Below are 17816 nucleotides of genomic sequence, written 5' to 3'. Positions count from 1 at the left end.
AATTACTTATACCCAAGCCACGACTATTGACCATTCGATATGTCGGACAGTGCCATCGCTGGTTAGAATACGCCACCCCACACAAGATGCGACGTGCAAATGACCGATCTGACGCTGTATCACAACCCGCGCTGCAGCAAGTCCCGCGGCGCGCTGGAACTGCTTCAGGCCCGCGGCCTGACGCCGGACATCGTCCTGTACCTGGAAACCCCACCCGACGCCGACCGTGTGCGCGACCTGCTCGGCAAGCTGGGCATCGGCGCCCGGCAACTGCTGCGTACCGGCGAGGACGATTACAAGCAACTCAATCTGGCCGACCCGAGCCTGAGCGACGAGCAACTGATCGCCGCCATGGCCGCTCACCCCAAACTCATCGAACGACCGATTCTGGTCGCTGGCGACAAGGCTGTCATTGGCCGCCCACCCGAGAACATTCTGGAGCTGCTGCCGTGAGCACACCCTACATTCTGGTCCTCTATTACAGCCGCAACGGCTCCACCAGCGAAATGGCCCGGCAGGTTGCCCGCGGCATTGAACTGGGTGGCATGGAAGCGCGGCTGCGCACCGTACCTGCCGTTTCCGCCGACTGCGAAGCGACCGCCCCCGAGATTCCGGAAAGCGGCGCGCTGTACGCGACCCTCGATGACCTGAAAAACTGCTCCGGCCTGGCGCTGGGCAGCCCGACGCGCTTCGGCAACATGGCCGCGCCGCTGAAATACTTCCTCGACGGCACCAGCAACCTGTGGCTGACCGGCGCTTTGGTCGGTAAACCCGCCGGCGTCTTTACCTCCACCGCCAGCCTGCACGGTGGTCAGGAAACCACGCTGATGTCGATGCTGCTGCCGCTGCTGCACCACGGCATGCTGATCATGGGCCTGCCCTACAGCGAATCGGCGCTGCTGGAAACCACCGGCGGTGGCACGCCCTACGGTCCCAGCCATCACGCCGGTGCCGACGGCAAGCGCGCGCTGGACCGTCATGAAACCGACCTGTGCCGCGCCCTGGGCCAGCGTCTGGCCAGGACCGCGGTGCAACTGGACGCGCCGCGCAGCTGAATCGGCAGAGCGCCGGATGCTTTCAGTTAAATCGTAAACTTGCAGGGCAAGGGTCGGTCTGAACCCTTGTCCTGCCTGTTGAATTTCTTTGGAGAACCGATGCACGACTACAAATGGCTGAACGAGTATTGCCTGAATCGATTCGGCTCCGCCAAAGCTCTGGAAGCTCATCTGCCCTCCCCTAAGACACCCAGACAACTGCAAGCCATCAGCGCCGACCGCTACCTGTCGACCATGGCCCTGCGGGTTTTCCGCGCAGGCCTGAAACACAGCCTGGTAGACGCCAAGTGGCCAGCGTTCGAAGAAGTGTTTTTTCGCTTCGACCCGGAGAAAGTCGTGCTGATGGGCGCCGATCACTTGGAACGGCTGATGCAGGATGCGCGCATCATTCGTCATTTGGGCAAGCTCAAGAGCGTGCCGCGCAATGCGCAACTGATTCTGGACATCGAGCAGGAGCATGGCAGTTTCGGCAAATTCATCGCCGAATGGCCGGTCGATAACATCACTGGCCTGTGGCAGTACATCGCCAAACACGGCAACCAGATGGGCGGCCTGTCAGCGCCGCGCTTTCTGCGCATGATCGGCAAGGACACCTTCATTCCGACCTGGGATGTGGTTGCCGCCCTGAACGCGCAGGATATCGTCGACCGTGTGCCGAGCAGCAAACGCGATCAGGCGATCGTGCAGGACGTCTTCAACCAGTGGCACGCAGAAAGCGGTCGGCCGATGTGCCAGCTGTCAGCCATGCTGGCGTTCACCGTCAACCACTGAGTGCCGTCAGATATTGACCACATTGACGAACCGCGACGCAGCGGTTTCGTCGATGCGCAGGTTGCTGAAGTCGAACAGGTTGCGGTCGGCCAGCTGCGAGGGCTGCACGTTCTGCAGGGCGCGAAAGATGCTCTCCGTCCGGCCTGGCGTCTTGCGCTCCCAGTCCTGCAGCATCTCCTTGACCACCTGACGTTGCAGGTTTTCCTGCGAACCGCACAGGTTGCACGGGATGATCGGAAACTGCTTTAGGTCCGAGTAGGCCTGAATGTCCTTTTCATGGCAGTACGCCAATGGGCGGATCACCACGTTACGGCCATCATCGGCACGCAGCTTGGGCGGCATGGCCTTGAGCGAGCCATTGAAGAACATGTTGAGAAAGAATGTCTCGACGATGTCGTCGCGGTGGTGCCCGAGCGCCATCTTGGTGGCACCGATCTCGTCAGCGAAGGTGTACAGCGTGCCGCGACGCAGCCGTGAACACAGCGAGCAGGTGGTCTTGCCTTCGGGGACCAGTTCCTTGACCACTGAATACGTGTCTTTCTCGACGATGTGGTACTCGATACCCAGCTCTTTGAGGTAGGCAGGCAGCACGTGCTCGGGAAAGCCGGGCTGCTTCTGGTCCATGTTGACCGCCACGATGTCGAACTTGATCGGCGCGACCTTCTGCAGGTGCATCAGCACGTCGAGCATGGTGTAACTGTCCTTGCCGCCGGACAGGCAGACCATGACCTTGTCACCCTCTTCGATCATGTTGAAGTCGGCAACCGCTTCGCCGGCCAGCCGACGCAGACGTTTCTGCAATTTGTTCTGATTGACTGAAAGGGTGCCCATTTATGGAAGTATCCGCTGACGGTAGCTTGAGAAAAGCCGGACATTTTACCCGTAACCGACCATTCGTTAAATATGCTGCGCCTGTACTGTTCAGACAGGCGACCACGCTGGATCAAAAATGACCACCGGGCAGTTGGCCTGTTCAGAGCTTAGCCACATTGCGGCATACTTGGCGCACTGGAGAACCCTAAAGCATGCCCGAACAACTCAATTCACGCGTCGAGACCTGTTACCAACAAGCCGAAGCCTTCTTCAAGCGCACCTTCAAACGCCCGGTGGTCAGTTTCCAGTTGCGCGGTCAGAAGGCCGGTGTCGCTCACCTGCATGAAAACCTGCTGCGCTTCAACCCGCAGCTCTACAAGGAAAACGCCGAAGACTTCCTGCGCCAGACCGTGCCCCACGAGGTCGCGCACCTTATTGCCCATCAGTTGTTCGGTGGCAGCATCCAGCCGCATGGCGAAGAATGGCAATTGATCATGCGCGGCGTTTATGAACTGCCGCCCAATCGCTGCCACACCTATGCGGTCAAGCGGCGTAGCGTGATCCGTTACATCTACCGCTGCCCGTGCCCGGACAGCGACTTTCCGTTCACCGCGCAGCGTCACGGTATGGTTCGCAAGGGGCGGCGCTACCTGTGCCGTCGCTGCCGCGAGCCTCTGGTGTTCAGCGGCGAGACGCGCACGGAATAATCCTCCGGCAAACTGCAGGCACAAAAAAACCCATCCGAAGATGGGTTTTTTATGGCCTGAGGGTTATCAGACGGTCTTGGTGGTGTTCACCGCAGCGGCCGGAGTCGGGCCTTCGGCAACGCCGAGGTCGTCTTCAGGGCGGGTTTCCAGAATGGCAGAGCCACCGGAAGTCAGCTCGGACTGCAGCTTGTCGGTGTCCAGCTCGCCGACCCACTTGGCAACCACAACGGTAGCAACAGCGTTACCGACCAGGTTGGTCAGGGCGCGGGCTTCGGACATGAAGCGGTCGATACCCAGAATCAGCGCCAGACCGGCAACCGGCAGATGGCCTACAGCCGACAGGGTCGCAGCCAGTACGATGAAGCCGCTACCGGTTACGCCAGCAGCACCTTTGGACGACAGCAGCAGCACCAGCAACAGGGTGATCTGGTGCGTGATGTCCATGTGCGTGTTGGTTGCCTGAGCGATGAACACGGCGGCCATGGTCAGGTAGATCGAGGTACCGTCCAGGTTGAACGAGTAGCCCGTCGGGATAACCAGACCGACCACAGACTTCTTGGCACCCAGGCGCTCCATCTTGATCAGCATGCGCGGCAGGGCCGATTCCGAAGAAGAAGTACCCAGTACGATCAACAGCTCTTCACGGATGTAGCGAATCAGCTTGAAGATGCTGAAGCCGTGAGCGCGGGCGATCGCGCCCAGTACAAACACGACGAACAGAACACAGGTGATGTAGAAGCAGATCATCAACTGACCCAACTGCACCAGCGAGCTAACGCCATAGGCACCGATGGTGAAGGCCATGGCACCGAACGCACCCAGCGGGGCCAGCTTCATGATCATGTTGATGATGTTGAACATCACGTGGGCGAAGCGATCGATGAAGTCCAGAACCGGCTTGCCGTAGGCACCCAGGCGATGCAGCGCAAAGCCGAAGATCACCGAGAACATCAGCACTTGCAGGATATCGCCGTTGGCAAACGCGCCGACGATGGTGTTAGGAATGACGTTAAGGATAAAGCCGACGATGCTCTGATCCTGACCGGCCGTAACGTAGGCGGCGATCTTCGAAGCGTCGAGCGTGCTGACGTCGATGTTCATGCCGGCACCCGGCTGAACAACGTTGACTACGATCAGACCGATCAGCAACGCAATGGTCGAAACAACTTCGAAGTACAGCAGCGCATAGCCGCCGGTCTTGCCGACCGACTTCATGCTCTGCATGCCAGCGATACCACTGACGACGGTACAGAAGATGATCGGGGCAATAACCATCTTGATCAGTTTGATGAACCCGTCACCCAGCGGTTTTAACGCCTTGCCGGTGTCCGGGTAGAAGTGACCGATCAGGATACCGATGACAATCGCTACGATTACCTGAAAATAGAGGGATTTGTAGATGGGCTGACGAGTCGTCATTGCAGTTTTCCTCAAGGGCGTCGTCGGCATCTTCACCTGATGCGCGCGAGCCTATAAAGCGCTAACCCTCCTGCACTGGAGGGATTTGTTTTGTCGAGCTGCGCAAGGCAGGTCTCTGCCATGTAGGTAGCAATACGCGTGCCATGGAGTCATTTTGATATCAAAGCCCCGCAGCATAAGGCGCACACTGGTAACGGTAGCCGGGATCTGACAGGAGAGGTGGCGGTTTTCCGCCGTATGGTGGGAAAAACAGGCACACAGTGGCGGGTATCCGCCTTCTTTCGCCGGTGACGGGAGCGCTCGATGACGCACAGAGGTGTGACGCAGAGCGTCACGAACGGCATTCCCACGCTGGAGCGTGAGGAACGATAGGTGTGATAACACTATCGTGCCAATGCTCCGCGTTGGCATGCCGTTCTGGACGCTCTGCGTCCGCTCTTGAAACTGGGGCGAATCACACCCTCACTGCGCCAGAAAATGAATCCTGAACGCCGCGCCGCCCAGCGGGGAATCGCCCAGCGTCAATTGCGCGCCGTAGCTTTCGATGATGTCCTTGACCACCGCCAGGCCAATGCCTTGCCCGGGGTTCTGGCGGTCCAGACGCTCGCCGCGTTCGAGAATGCGCGCACGCTGGCTCTGCGGGACACCGGGGCCGTCGTCTTCGACGCACAGTTCATCGCCGGTCGTCGAGCGCGTGAAGCTGACGCGCACTTCACTCAGGCACAGCCGATAGGCGTTTTCCAGCAGGTTGCCGAGCATTTCCAGCAACGCGCCCTCTTCCATATGCACCTGGCAGTGCTCGGGCAGGTCCAGCGTGGCCTTGACCTGTTTGTCGCGATACACCTTGTCCAGCGTGTTGCACAGGCTTTCGACCACGGGTCGCAGCATCACGTGATGCCGCACCAGACCGCTCTTGCGCAGGCTGGCCCGTTGCAGTTGATAGCCGATCTGCTGGCTCATGCGCTCGATCTGCGATTGCAGCACCCACGCCTGCTCGACATCCTCGGGGCGCTTGGCAATGTTCTCGCTTACGCCTTGCAAGACCGCCAGCGGGGTTTTCAGGCTATGCGCCAGGTCGTCCAGAGAGTCGCGGTAACGAATCCGCTGCTCACGCTCGCTGCGTAGCAGGCGGTTGAGCGAGTCGGTCAGGCGCAGAAGTTCGCTGGGGTGTTCTTCGCTGAGGCTGTCGCGTACGCCGGATTCCACCTGATCCAGTTCCTGGCTCAAGCCGCGCAGGGCCCGCAGCCCCCAGGTCAGGCCCATCCACAGCAACCCGAGCAGCACCGCCAGTGCTGCGCCAAAGCCCAGATAAAGCTTGCGGCGCAGACCGTCGATGGTTTCCTGATAGCCGCGCAACGGTTGCACGGCAACGATACTGAACGCGGCATTGCGCCCGCCGAGCAGCCGGATCTCGACGTCATAGACGAAATACTCATCGCCATTGATTTCCTTGATCTTGGTGAACTCGCTGCCCTGCCCGTCATATTGCGGGCGGTAGTCGATGTTCTCGCCTTCGGTCGACAACGAGCGCCAGACCATCTGCCCCTGGCGGTTATAGATGTAGCCCAGCAGACGGCTGCCGGGCAGATTGAATTGTTCGCCCGGCAACACCGAGGGCATCAACAGATGGTCGTTTTCGACGCGAGCCGCCGAAATCATGGTGGTGACATCAGAAGCCAGGCGTTGCTCGATCGCTCCGCGTAGCGCCAGGCTGAACGCCCCCTGCAGTGCAGGCAGCATCAGCAGCATGAAGATCACCGCCAGCGTGGCGGCGCCCAGCATCAAGCGCAGGCGAAGCGAACGAATCACGTACAGCGCTCATTGAACAGATAGCCCATGCCGCGCACGGTTTCGATAGGTTTGAAAGCCACGCTGCCGTCCAGTTTGCGACGCAGACGACCGACCAGCACTTCGATCACGTTCGGGTCGCGCTCGTCGTCATCGGGGTACAGCTGCTCCATCAGGCGCTCCTTGGGCACCACTTGCTGATGATGGAGCATCAGGTACTCAAGAATGCGGTATTCGTAGGCCGTCAGCGCCAACGGCTGCTCGGCCAGTGCGGCGTGCTTGCGATTGAGGTCCAGCAACAGCGGACCAGCCGTTATTGTTGACTGGATGAAGCCGCTGGAACGCCGTAACAAGGCGTTCAGCCGTGCCTCCAGCTCTTCGAACTGGAAGGGTTTGACCACGTAGTCGTCAGCCCCGGCCGCCAGCCCTTCGACCTTGTCCTGCCAATTGCCGCGCGCGGTGAGGATCAGGATCGGAAAGGCCTTGCCTAGTGCACGCAGCTGGCGAATCAGGTCAAGGCCGCCGATGCCCGGCAGGCCCAGGTCGATCACCGCCAGATCGTGATTGAATTGCGCGACCTGATACAACGCCTCTTCGGCGTTGGCCACCGCTTCCACCACATGCCCGGCTTCGGTCAGACGGGTTCGCAGGTGGTGGCGCAGCAGCGCTTCATCCTCAACTACCAACAACTTCATGCAGCTCTCCCAGGCACAATCGCAGCCTCAAGACAAAGAATGAAACGACATCGTCGCATCAGTACTCAACAGGCGGGCGCTGACGGGCACGTGTTGTGTCACATCATAGCTGCCCAGCAGGATTTCGCGGCTGACAGGCGCACCATTGTGAGTGCCCGTCAGGCTGCCGTAAACCGGTGGCGAATAAAGCGTCCCCACCGAGACGTTGGAATGCGCCTGCTCCCCGAGCGCGTGTCCCCAACTGTTGGTATCGTCAAGCTTTTCGCTGGTCTTGCTGAATTCGATACGGGCCACGTCAAGCCGACCATCACCCGCCTGCACCGCAGCACTGCCACCCAGAAAAGCCAAGGCCAGGAAAAACTTGTTGAGATTCAACATATCGACTCCTTTTGCGCTCGGGGACGCTGTCAAGGTATGGGCCAACAGTAATCGCGCCGGGCTGAACCCCGACTGAACACTGCATGAACCGGCGCTGAACAGTCATCCACACCCTGTGCAGCAGAATCGGCTATGGTTGTTTGCGACTTCAAAACATCAACAAGGAGCTGACCATGCGTGTGTGGATTGCAATGATCATAATGGGCCTGACCGGCCTCGCCCAGGCGGCGATCAAGACCGAGCAGATCGATTATAAAAGTGCCGACGGCACCAAGCTGGTGGGCTATTACGCTTACGACGACGCTGTAAAAGGCCCGCGCCCTGGCGTCCTGGTGGTTCACGAATGGTGGGGCCTGAACGACTACGCCAAGCGCCGCGCCCGCGACCTGGCTGCGCTGGGTTACAGCGCGATGGCCATCGACATGTACGGCGAAGGCAAGAACACCGAGCACCCGAAAGACGCGATGGCCTTCATGCAGGCCGCGCTGAAGGACAGCGATGCCGCCGACAAGCGTTTTGACGCCGGGCTGGAGCAATTGAAGAAGCAGCCACAGACCGATCCGAAAAAGATCGCAGCGATCGGTTACTGCTTCGGCGGCAAGATCGTGCTCGACGCAGCACGCCGCGGTGAACCGCTGCTGGGCGTGGTGAGTTTCCACGGCGCACTGGTCACCAACACTCCTGCAAAACCGGGCATCAAGGTGCCAATGCTGGTCGAGCACGGCGCCAAGGACAGCATGGTCACCCCTGAAAACGTCACCGCGTTCAAGAAGGAAATGGACGACGCCAAGGCCGACTACAAATTCGTCAGCATCGACGGCGCCAAACACGGCTTCACCAACCCCGACGCCGACCGCCTGAGCCACGGCGAACACGGCGGCCCGGACATCGGCTACGACAAGGCCGCCGATGAGAGCTCCTGGGCGGACATGAAAGTGTTTTTCAAGAAGATATTTGGTTGAGCCATAGCTGACACTGCGCGTCCACCCGAGTCTGGGAGGACGCGGAGCGTCCGGAAAGGCATGCGACGCAGAGCGCCGCACGATAGCCAGGATTAGCGTTCCGCACGCTGTAGCATCGGCACGATAGTTACTGCTAGTGCCCTTCCCTCCAACCCATTACCCCGGCAAAATGCCGCCCATGACTCGACTATCCCACCTCCCCATCTGCTGCCCGGAACTGATCCGGCATTGGCCGTTGCCGCAAGCCTTGCCGGGGGCGCTGCTCGTGAGTGGGCATTTTGATCCGCTCAAGCTGGTCGACGGCGACTTTCAGCGTTGTGAGCTGCAAATGCCCGCGAGCATTCAGCGTTCGGTGGCCAAGCGCCAGACTGAATTCCTCGCCGGTCGTCTCTGCGCCCGCGAAGCCATGCGTCAGCTGGATGGCCGCCTGCATGTCCCTGCAGTGGGCGAAGACCGTGCGCCGATCTGGCCCGCTGATGTCTGCGGTTCGATCACTCACAGCACCGGCTGGGCCGCTGCCGTGGTTGCGCATAAGCAGCAGTGGCGCGGGTTGGGGCTGGATACGGAAAACCTGCTGAGCCACGACCGCGCCTCGCGGCTGGCCGGGGAAATTCTGACGGCGGCCGAGCTGGCAGAGATGGCGGCAGGTCCGGAAGATCAGATCGCGCTGCGCGTGACCCTGACCTTTTCGATCAAGGAAGCGCTGTTCAAGGCGCTCTACCCCATCGTGCACAAGCGCTTCTACTTCGAAGACGCGCAACTGCTGGAATGGTCCGCCGATGGCCACGCCCGATTACAACTGCTGATCGACCTGTCCAGCGAGTGGCATGCGGGCAAGGAGCTGGACGGTCAGTTCAGTGTGCAGGACGACCACCTGTTGAGCCTGGTCGCCGTCGAAGGTTGATCAGCCGGGCAGCGGACAATGTTCGCAACGTCCAACCCACTCGACCCGATGACTCAGGCAGCACACACGCCGTTGCCTGCGAGGTTCACCGCCCTGCGCCTGCGGCACATAACGCACGGCCTGGAACAGAGGATTGGCGCGCCCGTCCGGCCTTTTCTTCTCGCTTAACAGCGCCCGCCCGGCAGCCAGCGACGCATCACTGCAGGTGGCCAGTTGCGCAAGGCAGCCTTCCAGATAATCCCCGGCGCTGCTCCATAACACCGCGGCAGACAGTCCGCCATAAGCGCTCAGAGAAGTAATGAAGGGCTGCAGATTGTCATCGAGCAACCCGGCAAAGCGCTGAAACGGATCAACCGGCATACCCCGCCAGACGCGTCCCTCCCCCGCCAGCCTGACACCGCTCGGTACGCCTCGCTCATCCAGCAAAAGCGCCACCTGTTCCAGCTGCAACGGCCAATGCCAGTCATGCACCAGGCTGGCGACCAGCACCGGCGGAATCAGTTGCATGAAGTAAAACTTGGCCCACTGCGACACCAGCACAGGCAATTGATCAGGCATCAGCTGCGGCCCGTAAACAGTCAGCAGCAGTTGATCAAGACGCTCGGGGCGCAGCAGATCAGGCAACGTCATCAACGGGCGCGCGTCATCCGCCGTCAGCAAGGTCCGCCCGAATCGCGCAAATGGCCCGGCAAACAACGGCAAGCTCATCGCGGCACCTGCGTGCGCGGCCAAGACAGGCTGAAGCATGCTCCGCCCAGGCTGACGCTATGCCCGATCAGCGCGCGGCCTTCATGCCAATGGATGATCCGCCGCACGATCGACAGGCCCAGCCCATGCCCGCCCGAGGCTCGGGTGCGGCTGTCATCGATGCGCATGAACGGCGTGAAAATCTGTTCCCACGCCTGCTCCGGAACGCCAGGACCATCGTCGTCCACGTCGATACGGCACTGCTGCGCCTCCAGCCGATAGCTGATACGCACCTCGTTATCGGCATGGCGCAGCGCATTGCTCACCAGGTTCTGCACGGCGCGATGCAGGTAGCGCGGCTCGCCCTCGACCCAGGCAGCCTCGCCCTCTTCGGCCCTCAGGCATTCGCCCCGCGAAACCCTTACGTTGGCGCGCAATGGCGCCAGTTCGGCGATCACCTGATCGATCAGCGCATCCAGATCGACACGCTGGAAGTTCAAGGTCGGCGCGCCCTGCTCAAGACGCGCATAGGTGAGCATCTCATCGACCAGCTTGTCGAGGTCCTGGATATCGCTGTCCATACCGATCATGTATTTGCGCCGCGCCTCGGGAGTCGCGGCGTCGCTGACCATCTCCAGACCGAAACGCAGACGCGCCACCGGCGTACGCAACTCATGGGACACCGCGCGCACCAGTTCGCGCTGGATCATCAATGAGCGCTGCAGGTGTTCGGCCATGCTGTTGAACGCCGCTGCCACACGCCCCACCGAGTCGGAGCCCTCGGTCGGCACGCGGGTTTGCAAACTGCCCTGGGCAATCTGCGTGGCCGCCGCTTCCAGCTCCAGCACCCGTCGCTCCAGACGCCGCACCAGCAAGTACACCACCAGACCGATCAGACACAGCCCCATCAAGGCGATCAGCAGCAGCCAATGCAACGGGTAAGGGTTCATCTGGTACAGCGGACCGATTTCCAGCACCCAGTTGGTGTCGACGATCCCGGCCAGCACGCGGATCGAATCGCCGCCCTTGCCCAGCGCCATGACCGTATCGCCCTCATAGACGCGGCGGCGCTGGTCATCGTCCAGATCCGCCTGATCCAGCGCCAGCAGGTGCAGGTCGAAACCGAACCCCTTGTCGCTGCGCAGGGCCTGCAGGCGCGCCGGTTGCTCGTCGACCGGAAAGCGCACCAGTTCATCGATCAGCAGGTAAATAGTGGCTCTCGCCAACTGTTCGGTGATCTGCTGCACTTCGCCGGTCAGCAACAGCGGCTCCTTGTCGCTCAACTGACGATAAACCCTGGCAGCGTGCGGCCCGATCTGTTCGACCACCACCTTGCCGCGCGCCAGTTGGCCCAGTGCGCTGCTGTCGAGGTGAGCCTGCTCAAGGGTTTGCAGACTCAGGGGAATGCCCAGCAAACGCTCCCAGACCGCCAGGGCGCGGCGCCGTTCGATGCCATCGAGCGGCACCAGATTGTCGGCCATGATCGTAAAGGTGCCATGAGCCAGGCGCTCGCGGTACTGCTCGCCGCGCGACTGGTTGAGCACATGCAGGGCCAGCACGCCGAGCAGCGCGACCAGCACCAACACGCCCAGTACGCCACCGTAGATGCGCAGAAAGATCGAATTCATCAGGTCAGCCGCTGAACACGTGGCCGCTCATGTCCTGTGCGGCTTCGGGCACAAACAGATAGCCCTTGCTGCGCACGGTCTTGATCAGACGCGGATGAATGGGGTCGTCGCCGATTTTCGGGCGGATACGCGAGATACGCACATCGATGGAGCGATCCTGCCCGTCGTACCCCACGCCGCGCAACGCGGTGAAGATCTCTTCGCGCGACAGCGTGCGCCCGGCGTTGGCCACCAGCAGCCACAGCAGGTCGAACTCGGCACCGGTCAGCTCGATGCTCTGCTCGCGCAACCAGGCCTCACGCAGTGCGTTGTCCACCACCAGCGGGCCGAACACCAGACGGCGCAGCTCGGCAGCCGGCACCTGCGGCGCTTCACTACGGCGTAGCAAGGCTTTGATACGCGCCAACAACACGCGCGGGTGCACCGGTTTACAGACGAAATCGTCGGCGCCGGTATCGAGACCTTCTATATGGTCGGTGTCATCGGTGCGTGCGGTGAGCATCAGAATCGGCCCGTCGTAACGGTCACGCACGCTGCGGCAGATGCTGAAACCGTCCTCGCCGGGCAGCATCAGGTCGAGAATCACCAGATCCGGCTGCTCAGCGATGATCCGTGCCGACGCCAGCGCGCCGTCACCTTCGATGTTCACGCGCAGGCCGTGGCTCTGCAGGTAATCACGGGTCAATTCGGCCAGTCGCTGGTCATCCTCGACGATCAGCACGTGCCAGGTGTGTGGTTCCACAGCCATCTTTCCTTGTCGTTATCGACCGTTTTTTGTTTTTGCAACGCAGGGGTTGCGGCACCACGTCGCAGGCCAGTGTAGCAACCCTCGCGGGGATCACACGACACCGCACGCGACATAGCACATGACATGCCAGAACGGCCTTTCAGCTGTGTTTTTTTGTGATAGGGTTCGCGCCCTTAAAAATCAGCAGTGCCTCACCAGTGCCTACAGAAAACGGTGACAAACGGTCACGATCCAGTAGTTATGCGGCCTACACGCAAGGTGTGCGATTCATACACAAACTACACACACTTTATCCACAAGCGGTGCGTTGCAATTCATGTCCAAAACGCATTATCTTGTAGCCCGGCGACGAGACACACCCTACATGTGGGGTTTTGAATAAAAACGCCAGCACAACTCAAATGGGAAATTCAAGCATTTTTGTTGCGTCTGAGGGGTTGAACTTCAAGCCAGTTTAGGCACCAAGACGCTCGCGCGTGAACCAGAGCCATCCCGTACACGTTTTGCAACATCGAACACGCACTCTTGATCAGATTTTCGAAGGATCGGGCATAGCCCGGTCCTTTTTGGCTTCAAAACCTGGAAGCGGCGACAGCACCCCGCTTTCACCTTCGTTTTGGAGCCCTTTGGTCGCCTTTTGCGACTGACTGCTCTAAACGAAATGGTGGGCAGCAATGCCCGAACAAACTTAAAGAACGTGGAGTCACACATGCAAACAGACACAACTCGCGAGAACTCGCCGACCGGCGCGCCGCAGGCAAGCCAGACCCAGCAGGATCTGTCTGCCACTGCCCCCGGTCAACTGCGCGTGATCAAGCGTAACGGTACTGTCGTTCCCTACACGGACGACAAGATCACCGTTGCCATCACCAAGGCGTTTCTTGCAGTTGAAGGCGGCAATGCTGCTGCCTCGTCGCGCATCCATGACACCGTTGCCCGCCTGACCGAACAGGTCAGCGCCACGTTCAAGCGTCGCATGCCTTCGGGCGGCACCATCCACATCGAAGAAATCCAGGATCAGGTCGAACTGGCACTGATGCGTGCCGGCGAGCAGAAAGTGGCTCGCGACTACGTCATCTACCGTGACTCGCGCGCCAAGGAGCGTGCCGTTCGCGCCCCCGAAGAGCAGGTCCAGGCTCACCCGTCGATCCGCATCACCCGCGCCGACGGCAGCTTTGCGCCGCTGGACATGGGTCGCCTGAACACCATCGTCACCGAAGCGTGCGAAGGCCTGGCTGAAGTCGACGCCGACCTGATCCAGACCGAAACCCTGAAAAACCTGTACGACGGCGTGGCCCTGAAAGACGTCAACACCGCACTGGTGATGACCGCCCGTACCCTGGTCGAGCGCGAGCCAAACTACTCGTTCGTCACCGCCCGCCTGCTGATGGACACCCTGCGCGCCGAAGGCCTGGGTTTCCTCGGTGTCGCCGACAGCGCCACCCACCACGAAATGGCCGACCTGTACGCCAAGGCGCTGCCTGCCTACGTCACCGCCGGTATCAAGTTCGAACTGCTCAACCCTGTGCTGGCCGAATTCGATCTCGAAAAACTCGGCAAGGCGATCAACCACGAGCGCGACCAGCAGTTCACCTACCTGGGCCTGCAAACCCTGTACGACCGTTACTTCATCCACAAGGATGGCGTGCGTTTCGAACTGCCGCAGATCTTCTTCATGCGTGTGGCCATGGGCCTGGCAATCGAAGAGAAAGCCCGTGAAGACCGCGCCATCGAGTTCTACAACCTGCTGTCGTCGTTCGACTACATGTCGTCGACCCCGACACTGTTCAACGCCGGCACCCTGCGTCCACAGCTGTCCAGCTGCTACCTGACCACCGTGCCGGATGACCTGTCGGGCATTTACCACGCGATCCACGACAACGCCATGCTGTCCAAATTCGCAGGCGGTCTGGGCAACGACTGGACGCCGGTTCGTGCGCTGGGCTCGTACATCAAGGGCACCAACGGCAAGTCGCAAGGCGTCGTACCGTTCCTGAAAGTGGTCAACGACACCGCCGTTGCGGTCAACCAGGGCGGCAAGCGCAAGGGCGCTGTCTGTGCCTACCTGGAAACCTGGCACATGGACATCGAAGAGTTCATCGAGCTGCGCAAGAACACCGGTGATGACCGTCGTCGTACCCACGACATGAACACCGCCAACTGGATCCCTGACCTGTTCATGAAGCGCGTCTTCGACGACGGCCCGTGGACCCTGTTCTCGCCCTCCGAAGTACCGGACCTGCACGACCTGACCGGCAAGGCCTTCCAGGAGCGTTACGAGTACTACGAAGCGCTGACCGAATACCCAGGCAAGATCAAACTGTTCAAGACCATCCAGGCCAAGGATCTGTGGCGCAAGATGCTCTCGATGCTGTTCGAAACCGGCCACCCTTGGCTGACCTTCAAGGACCCGTGCAACCTGCGCAGCCCGCAGCAGCACGTGGGCGTGGTTCACAGCTCGAACCTGTGCACCGAGATCACCCTGAACACCAACAAGGACGAGATCGCGGTCTGCAACCTGGGCTCGATCAACCTGCCGAACCACATCGTCGACGGCAAGCTGGACACCGACAAGCTCAAGCGCACCGTCGATGTAGCCGTGCGCATGCTCGATAACGTGATCGACATCAACTACTACTCGGTACCGCAGGCCAAGAACTCCAACCTGCGTCACCGTCCGGTCGGCCTGGGCATCATGGGCTTCCAGGACGCGCTGTACCTGCAACACATCCCGTACGGTTCCGATGCTGCCGTGCAGTTCGCCGACACCTCCATGGAAGCGGTCAGCTACTACGCGATCCAGGCGTCCTGTGACCTGGCCGACGAGCGCGGTGCCTACGAGACGTTCCAGGGTTCGCTGTGGTCCAAAGGCATCCTGCCGCTGGATTCGCAACAGATCCTGATCGAGCAGCGTGGCGAGAAGTACATCAGCGTCGACCTGAAAGAAACCCTGGACTGGGCGCCGGTTCGTGCCCGTGTGCAGAAAGGTATCCGTAACTCGAACATCATGGCCATCGCACCGACCGCCACCATCGCCAACATCACTGGCGTGTCGCAGTCGATCGAACCGACCTATCAGAACCTCTATGTGAAATCGAACCTGTCCGGCGAATTCACCGTGATCAACCCGTATCTGGTTCGCGACCTCAAGGCCCGCGGCCTGTGGGACTCGGTCATGATCAACGACCTGAAGTACTACGACGGTTCGGTGCAGCAGATCGAGCGCATCCCGCAGGAGCTCAAGGAGCTTTACGCGACTGCCTTCGAAGTGGACACCAAGTGGATCGTCGATGCAGCAAGCCGTCGTCAGAAGTGGATCGATCAGGCTCAGTCGCTGAACCTGTACATCGCTGGCGCTTCGGGCAAGAAGCTGGACGTGACCTACCGCATGGCCTGGTACCGTGGTCTGAAAACCACCTACTACCTCCGTGCCTTGGCCGCGACCAGCACCGAGAAGTCCACCGTCAACACCGGCAAGCTCAACGCAGTATCGAGCGGCGGCCACGGCCCGGACGACTCGGCGATCACCGCCCCGCGTCCAACCGAAGCAGCACCTGCCGGCCCGGCCCCAGTGCCAAAAGCTTGCGCGATCGACGAGCCGGATTGTGAGGCTTGCCAGTAAGGCAACCCGCCTCGCCCCCACAGGAGAAACACAACCCTGTGGGAGCGAGAGGCCAACAAGCCTGACGCTGTACCTGTAGGAGCGGACTTGTCCGCGAAGAGGCCGGCAAGGATACACATCCCCTTGCCACCCTCCTCCTCACCCAAAGGCCCCGAAAGCCAAAAATTCATGTTCCTTGCGCGCCACACCTGAAAAGCAAGCAACACACCCTCTAGATCCAACAGGCCAGTCCACCCGACTGACCCTCAAGCAGGAGAAGTACACCATGCTGAGCTGGGACGAATTCGATAAAGAAGACGGCGAAGTAGTCGCCAAAGCGACCAACGCCGGCCACGCCAACGAAGCCAACATGGACCGCCTCGACAGCGCCGGTGGCCTCGCAGCCCAGGAAGCCCGCGCCGTGACCGCCGCCGACTCCGCTGCCCTGATCCGCGCCAAGAAAGCGCTGGACGCACTGGACGTCGCTGAAGGCCTGGCCGAACTCGAAGGCGCCAGCGCCCGCGTCGCCGTTGACGAAAAAATGATGATCAACTGCCGCGCCGACCTCAACCAGCTCGTACCTTTCAAGTACGACTGGGCCTGGCAGAAGTACCTGGACGGTTGCGCAAACCACTGGATGCCGCAAGAAGTCAACATGACCGCCGACATCGCCCTCTGGAAAAACCCCGAAGGCCTGACCGACGACGAGCGCCGCATCGTCATGCGCAACCTGGGCTTCTTCTCCACTGCCGACTCGCTGGTTGCCAACAACCTGGTGCTGGCCGTGTACCGCCTGATCACCAACCCGGAGTGCCGCCAGTACATCCTGCGCCAGGCCTTCGAAGAGGCGATCCACACCCACGCCTACCAGTACTGCATCGAATCGCTGGCCATGGATGAAGGCGAGATCTTCAACATGTACCACGAGATCCCGTCGGTCGCCAAAAAAGCAGCCTGGGGCCTGAAGTACACCCGTTCGATCTCCGATCCGAAGTTCGAAACCGGCACCGTCGACACCGACAAAGAGTTGCTGCGCAACCTGATCGCCTACTACTGCGTACTGGAAGGCATCTTCTTCTACTGCGGCTTCACCCAGATCCTCTCCATGGGCCGCCGCAACAAAATGACCGGCGTCGCCGAGCAGTTCCAGTACATCCTGCGCGACGAGTCCATGCACCTGAACTTCGGCATCGACGTGATCAACCAGATCAAAATCGAAAACCCGCACCTGTGGGATGCCGAGATGAAAGAAGAAGCCACGCAGATGATCCTGCAAGGCACCCAGCTGGAAATCGAATACGCCCGCGACACCATGCCCCGCGGCGTACTCGGCATGAACGCTGCGATGATGGAAGACTATCTGAAATTCATCGCTAACCGCCGCCTGAGCCAGATTGGCTTGAAGGAAGAGTATCCAGGGACGACCAACCCGTTCCCTTGGATGAGCGAGATCATGGACTTGAAGAAAGAGAAGAACTTCTTTGAGACGCGGGTTATTGAGTATCAGACAGGTGGAGCTTTGAGCTGGGATTGATTTGCATCCCGCGGAGTTGCAAAAAAAGCTGAACCCATCTCATCAACAATGAAGCGGGTTCTGAGAAAAGGGCTGCCAACTGGCAGCCTTTTTTATTTTTGTTTCGGCAAAAATGTGAGGTTTGAC

At 60.4% G+C, this 17816-nt stretch carries 16 protein-coding genes; 8 read left to right on the top strand and 8 right to left on the bottom strand.

All coding sequences use genetic code 11. The annotated features are described in order from the left end of the window. The first annotated feature begins 99 nt into the window (after nt 1–99). The 3 genes from arsC to JOE34_RS13350 all read left to right on the top strand — a co-directional run bounded on the left by arsC (nt 100) and on the right by JOE34_RS13350 (nt 1826). On the top strand, nt 100–453 hold the full coding sequence (arsC, locus tag JOE34_RS13360; RefSeq protein WP_003314592.1) for an arsenate reductase (glutaredoxin): 354 nt from the start codon (nt 100–102) through the stop codon (nt 451–453). Beyond that, nucleotides 450–1055 (top strand): NAD(P)H:quinone oxidoreductase, encoded by a 606-nt coding sequence (gene wrbA / locus JOE34_RS13355; RefSeq protein WP_003418197.1) that lies wholly within the window; start codon nt 450–452, stop codon nt 1053–1055. Before arsC ends, wrbA begins: the two co-directional genes overlap by 4 nt. A 99-nt stretch (nt 1056–1154) precedes the next feature. Next, a complete protein-coding gene (locus JOE34_RS13350; protein WP_003314590.1) occupies nt 1155–1826 on the top strand; it encodes a DNA-3-methyladenine glycosylase I in 672 nt (223 codons plus the stop codon). 6 nt (nt 1827–1832) lie between these two features. Here the strand turns inward: JOE34_RS13350 and ttcA are convergent, their stop codons facing one another. Then, nucleotides 1833–2657, bottom strand: a complete 825-nt coding sequence (ttcA, locus tag JOE34_RS13345) for a tRNA 2-thiocytidine(32) synthetase TtcA (protein WP_003344844.1) — start codon at nt 2655–2657, stop codon at nt 1833–1835. A gap of 194 nt (nt 2658–2851) precedes the next feature. Here ttcA and JOE34_RS13340 point away from each other — a divergent pair, with 194 nt between their 5' ends. Next, on the top strand, nt 2852–3346 hold the full coding sequence (locus JOE34_RS13340; protein ID WP_003314586.1) for a SprT family zinc-dependent metalloprotease: 495 nt from the start codon (nt 2852–2854) through the stop codon (nt 3344–3346). A 66-nt stretch (nt 3347–3412) separates the two neighbouring features. On the opposite strand, the gene JOE34_RS13335 is transcribed toward JOE34_RS13340, so the two are convergent. From JOE34_RS13335 to JOE34_RS13320, 4 genes are all read right to left on the bottom strand, one after another. Further along, nucleotides 3413–4765 carry a dicarboxylate/amino acid:cation symporter gene (locus tag JOE34_RS13335; RefSeq protein ID WP_003393718.1) on the bottom strand — a complete coding sequence of 451 codons (1353 nt, stop codon included), beginning with the start codon at nt 4763–4765 and terminating at the stop codon, nt 3413–3415. A gap of 462 nt (nt 4766–5227) precedes the next feature. Then, nucleotides 5228–6574: an ATP-binding protein gene (locus JOE34_RS13330; RefSeq protein WP_057405934.1), complete on the bottom strand. Its 1347-nt coding sequence runs from the start codon at nt 6572–6574 to the stop codon at nt 5228–5230. Continuing rightward, entirely contained in the window at nt 6571–7248 is a 678-nt protein-coding gene (locus tag JOE34_RS13325) for a response regulator (RefSeq protein WP_003393715.1), read from the bottom strand. Before JOE34_RS13325 ends, JOE34_RS13330 begins: the two co-directional genes overlap by 4 nt. Nucleotides 7249–7275: 27 nt before the next feature. Continuing rightward, complete coding sequence (locus JOE34_RS13320) at nt 7276–7626, bottom strand: hypothetical protein (RefSeq protein ID WP_003344838.1); 351 nt, start codon at nt 7624–7626, stop codon at nt 7276–7278. A gap of 173 nt (nt 7627–7799) precedes the next feature. Between JOE34_RS13320 and JOE34_RS13315 the strand changes: the two genes are divergently transcribed. Together JOE34_RS13315 and JOE34_RS13310 are read left to right on the top strand one after the other, a co-directional pair. After that, the gene (locus tag JOE34_RS13315) at nt 7800–8588 is read left to right on the top strand and encodes a dienelactone hydrolase family protein (RefSeq protein ID WP_096113442.1); all 789 of its coding nucleotides are present in this window, start codon (nt 7800–7802) and stop codon (nt 8586–8588) included. Between the two features lie 178 nt (nt 8589–8766). After that, nucleotides 8767–9492, top strand: a complete 726-nt coding sequence (locus JOE34_RS13310; RefSeq protein ID WP_198699077.1) for a 4'-phosphopantetheinyl transferase superfamily protein — start codon at nt 8767–8769, stop codon at nt 9490–9492. On the opposite strand, the gene fhuF is transcribed toward JOE34_RS13310, so the two are convergent. From fhuF to JOE34_RS13295, 3 genes are read right to left on the bottom strand one after another with little or no spacing between them, the layout of a single operon-like run. Further along, nucleotides 9493–10239 (bottom strand): siderophore-iron reductase FhuF, encoded by a 747-nt coding sequence (gene fhuF, locus JOE34_RS13305; RefSeq protein ID WP_096113441.1) that lies wholly within the window; start codon nt 10237–10239, stop codon nt 9493–9495. Then, nucleotides 10197–11807 carry an ATP-binding protein gene (locus JOE34_RS13300; RefSeq protein ID WP_017279015.1) on the bottom strand — a complete coding sequence of 537 codons (1611 nt, stop codon included), beginning with the start codon at nt 11805–11807 and terminating at the stop codon, nt 10197–10199. Before JOE34_RS13300 ends, fhuF begins: the two co-directional genes overlap by 43 nt. 4 nt (nt 11808–11811) lie before the next feature. Then, the gene (locus tag JOE34_RS13295) at nt 11812–12555 is read right to left on the bottom strand and encodes a response regulator (RefSeq protein ID WP_003393712.1); all 744 of its coding nucleotides are present in this window, start codon (nt 12553–12555) and stop codon (nt 11812–11814) included. Nucleotides 12556–13264: 709 nt separating this feature from the next. Here JOE34_RS13295 and JOE34_RS13290 point away from each other — a divergent pair. Continuing rightward, nucleotides 13265–16177: a ribonucleoside-diphosphate reductase subunit alpha gene (locus JOE34_RS13290; RefSeq protein WP_003418215.1), complete on the top strand. Its 2913-nt coding sequence runs from the start codon at nt 13265–13267 to the stop codon at nt 16175–16177. 265 nt (nt 16178–16442) lie between these two features. Beyond that, complete coding sequence (locus JOE34_RS13285; protein ID WP_003393710.1) at nt 16443–17690, top strand: ribonucleotide-diphosphate reductase subunit beta; 1248 nt, start codon at nt 16443–16445, stop codon at nt 17688–17690. The last annotated feature ends 126 nt before the right edge of the window (nt 17691–17816 follow it).

This window comes from Pseudomonas sp. PvP028 (assembly GCF_017832255.1).
Taxonomy (GTDB): domain Bacteria; phylum Pseudomonadota; class Gammaproteobacteria; order Pseudomonadales; family Pseudomonadaceae; genus Aquipseudomonas; species Aquipseudomonas syringae.
Note: the sequence above shows the minus strand (reverse complement) of the source record. Positions and strands in the feature narration are given on the sequence as shown.

What these genes read in the sequence shown, in the direction of transcription:
- arsC (WP_003314592.1), top strand. Translation starts at nt 100, where the DNA reads ATGACCGATCTGACGCTGTATCACAACCCGCGCTGCAGCAAGTCCCGC.
- JOE34_RS13350 (WP_003314590.1), top strand. Translation starts at nt 1,155, where the DNA reads ATGCACGACTACAAATGGCTGAACGAGTATTGCCTGAATCGATTCGGC.
- ttcA (WP_003344844.1), bottom strand. Translation starts at nt 2,657, where the DNA reads ATGGGCACCCTTTCAGTCAATCAGAACAAATTGCAGAAACGTCTGCGT.
- JOE34_RS13340 (WP_003314586.1), top strand. Translation starts at nt 2,852, where the DNA reads ATGCCCGAACAACTCAATTCACGCGTCGAGACCTGTTACCAACAAGCC.
- JOE34_RS13335 (WP_003393718.1), bottom strand. Translation starts at nt 4,765, where the DNA reads ATGACGACTCGTCAGCCCATCTACAAATCCCTCTATTTTCAGGTAATC.
- JOE34_RS13325 (WP_003393715.1), bottom strand. Translation starts at nt 7,248, where the DNA reads ATGAAGTTGTTGGTAGTTGAGGATGAAGCGCTGCTGCGCCACCACCTG.
- JOE34_RS13320 (WP_003344838.1), bottom strand. Translation starts at nt 7,626, where the DNA reads ATGTTGAATCTCAACAAGTTTTTCCTGGCCTTGGCTTTTCTGGGTGGC.
- JOE34_RS13315 (WP_096113442.1), top strand. Translation starts at nt 7,800, where the DNA reads ATGCGTGTGTGGATTGCAATGATCATAATGGGCCTGACCGGCCTCGCC.
- JOE34_RS13310 (WP_198699077.1), top strand. Translation starts at nt 8,767, where the DNA reads ATGACTCGACTATCCCACCTCCCCATCTGCTGCCCGGAACTGATCCGG.
- fhuF (WP_096113441.1), bottom strand. Translation starts at nt 10,239, where the DNA reads ATGCTTCAGCCTGTCTTGGCCGCGCACGCAGGTGCCGCGATGAGCTTG.
- JOE34_RS13300 (WP_017279015.1), bottom strand. Translation starts at nt 11,807, where the DNA reads ATGAATTCGATCTTTCTGCGCATCTACGGTGGCGTACTGGGCGTGTTG.
- JOE34_RS13295 (WP_003393712.1), bottom strand. Translation starts at nt 12,555, where the DNA reads ATGGCTGTGGAACCACACACCTGGCACGTGCTGATCGTCGAGGATGAC.
- JOE34_RS13290 (WP_003418215.1), top strand. Translation starts at nt 13,265, where the DNA reads ATGCAAACAGACACAACTCGCGAGAACTCGCCGACCGGCGCGCCGCAG.
- JOE34_RS13285 (WP_003393710.1), top strand. Translation starts at nt 16,443, where the DNA reads ATGCTGAGCTGGGACGAATTCGATAAAGAAGACGGCGAAGTAGTCGCC.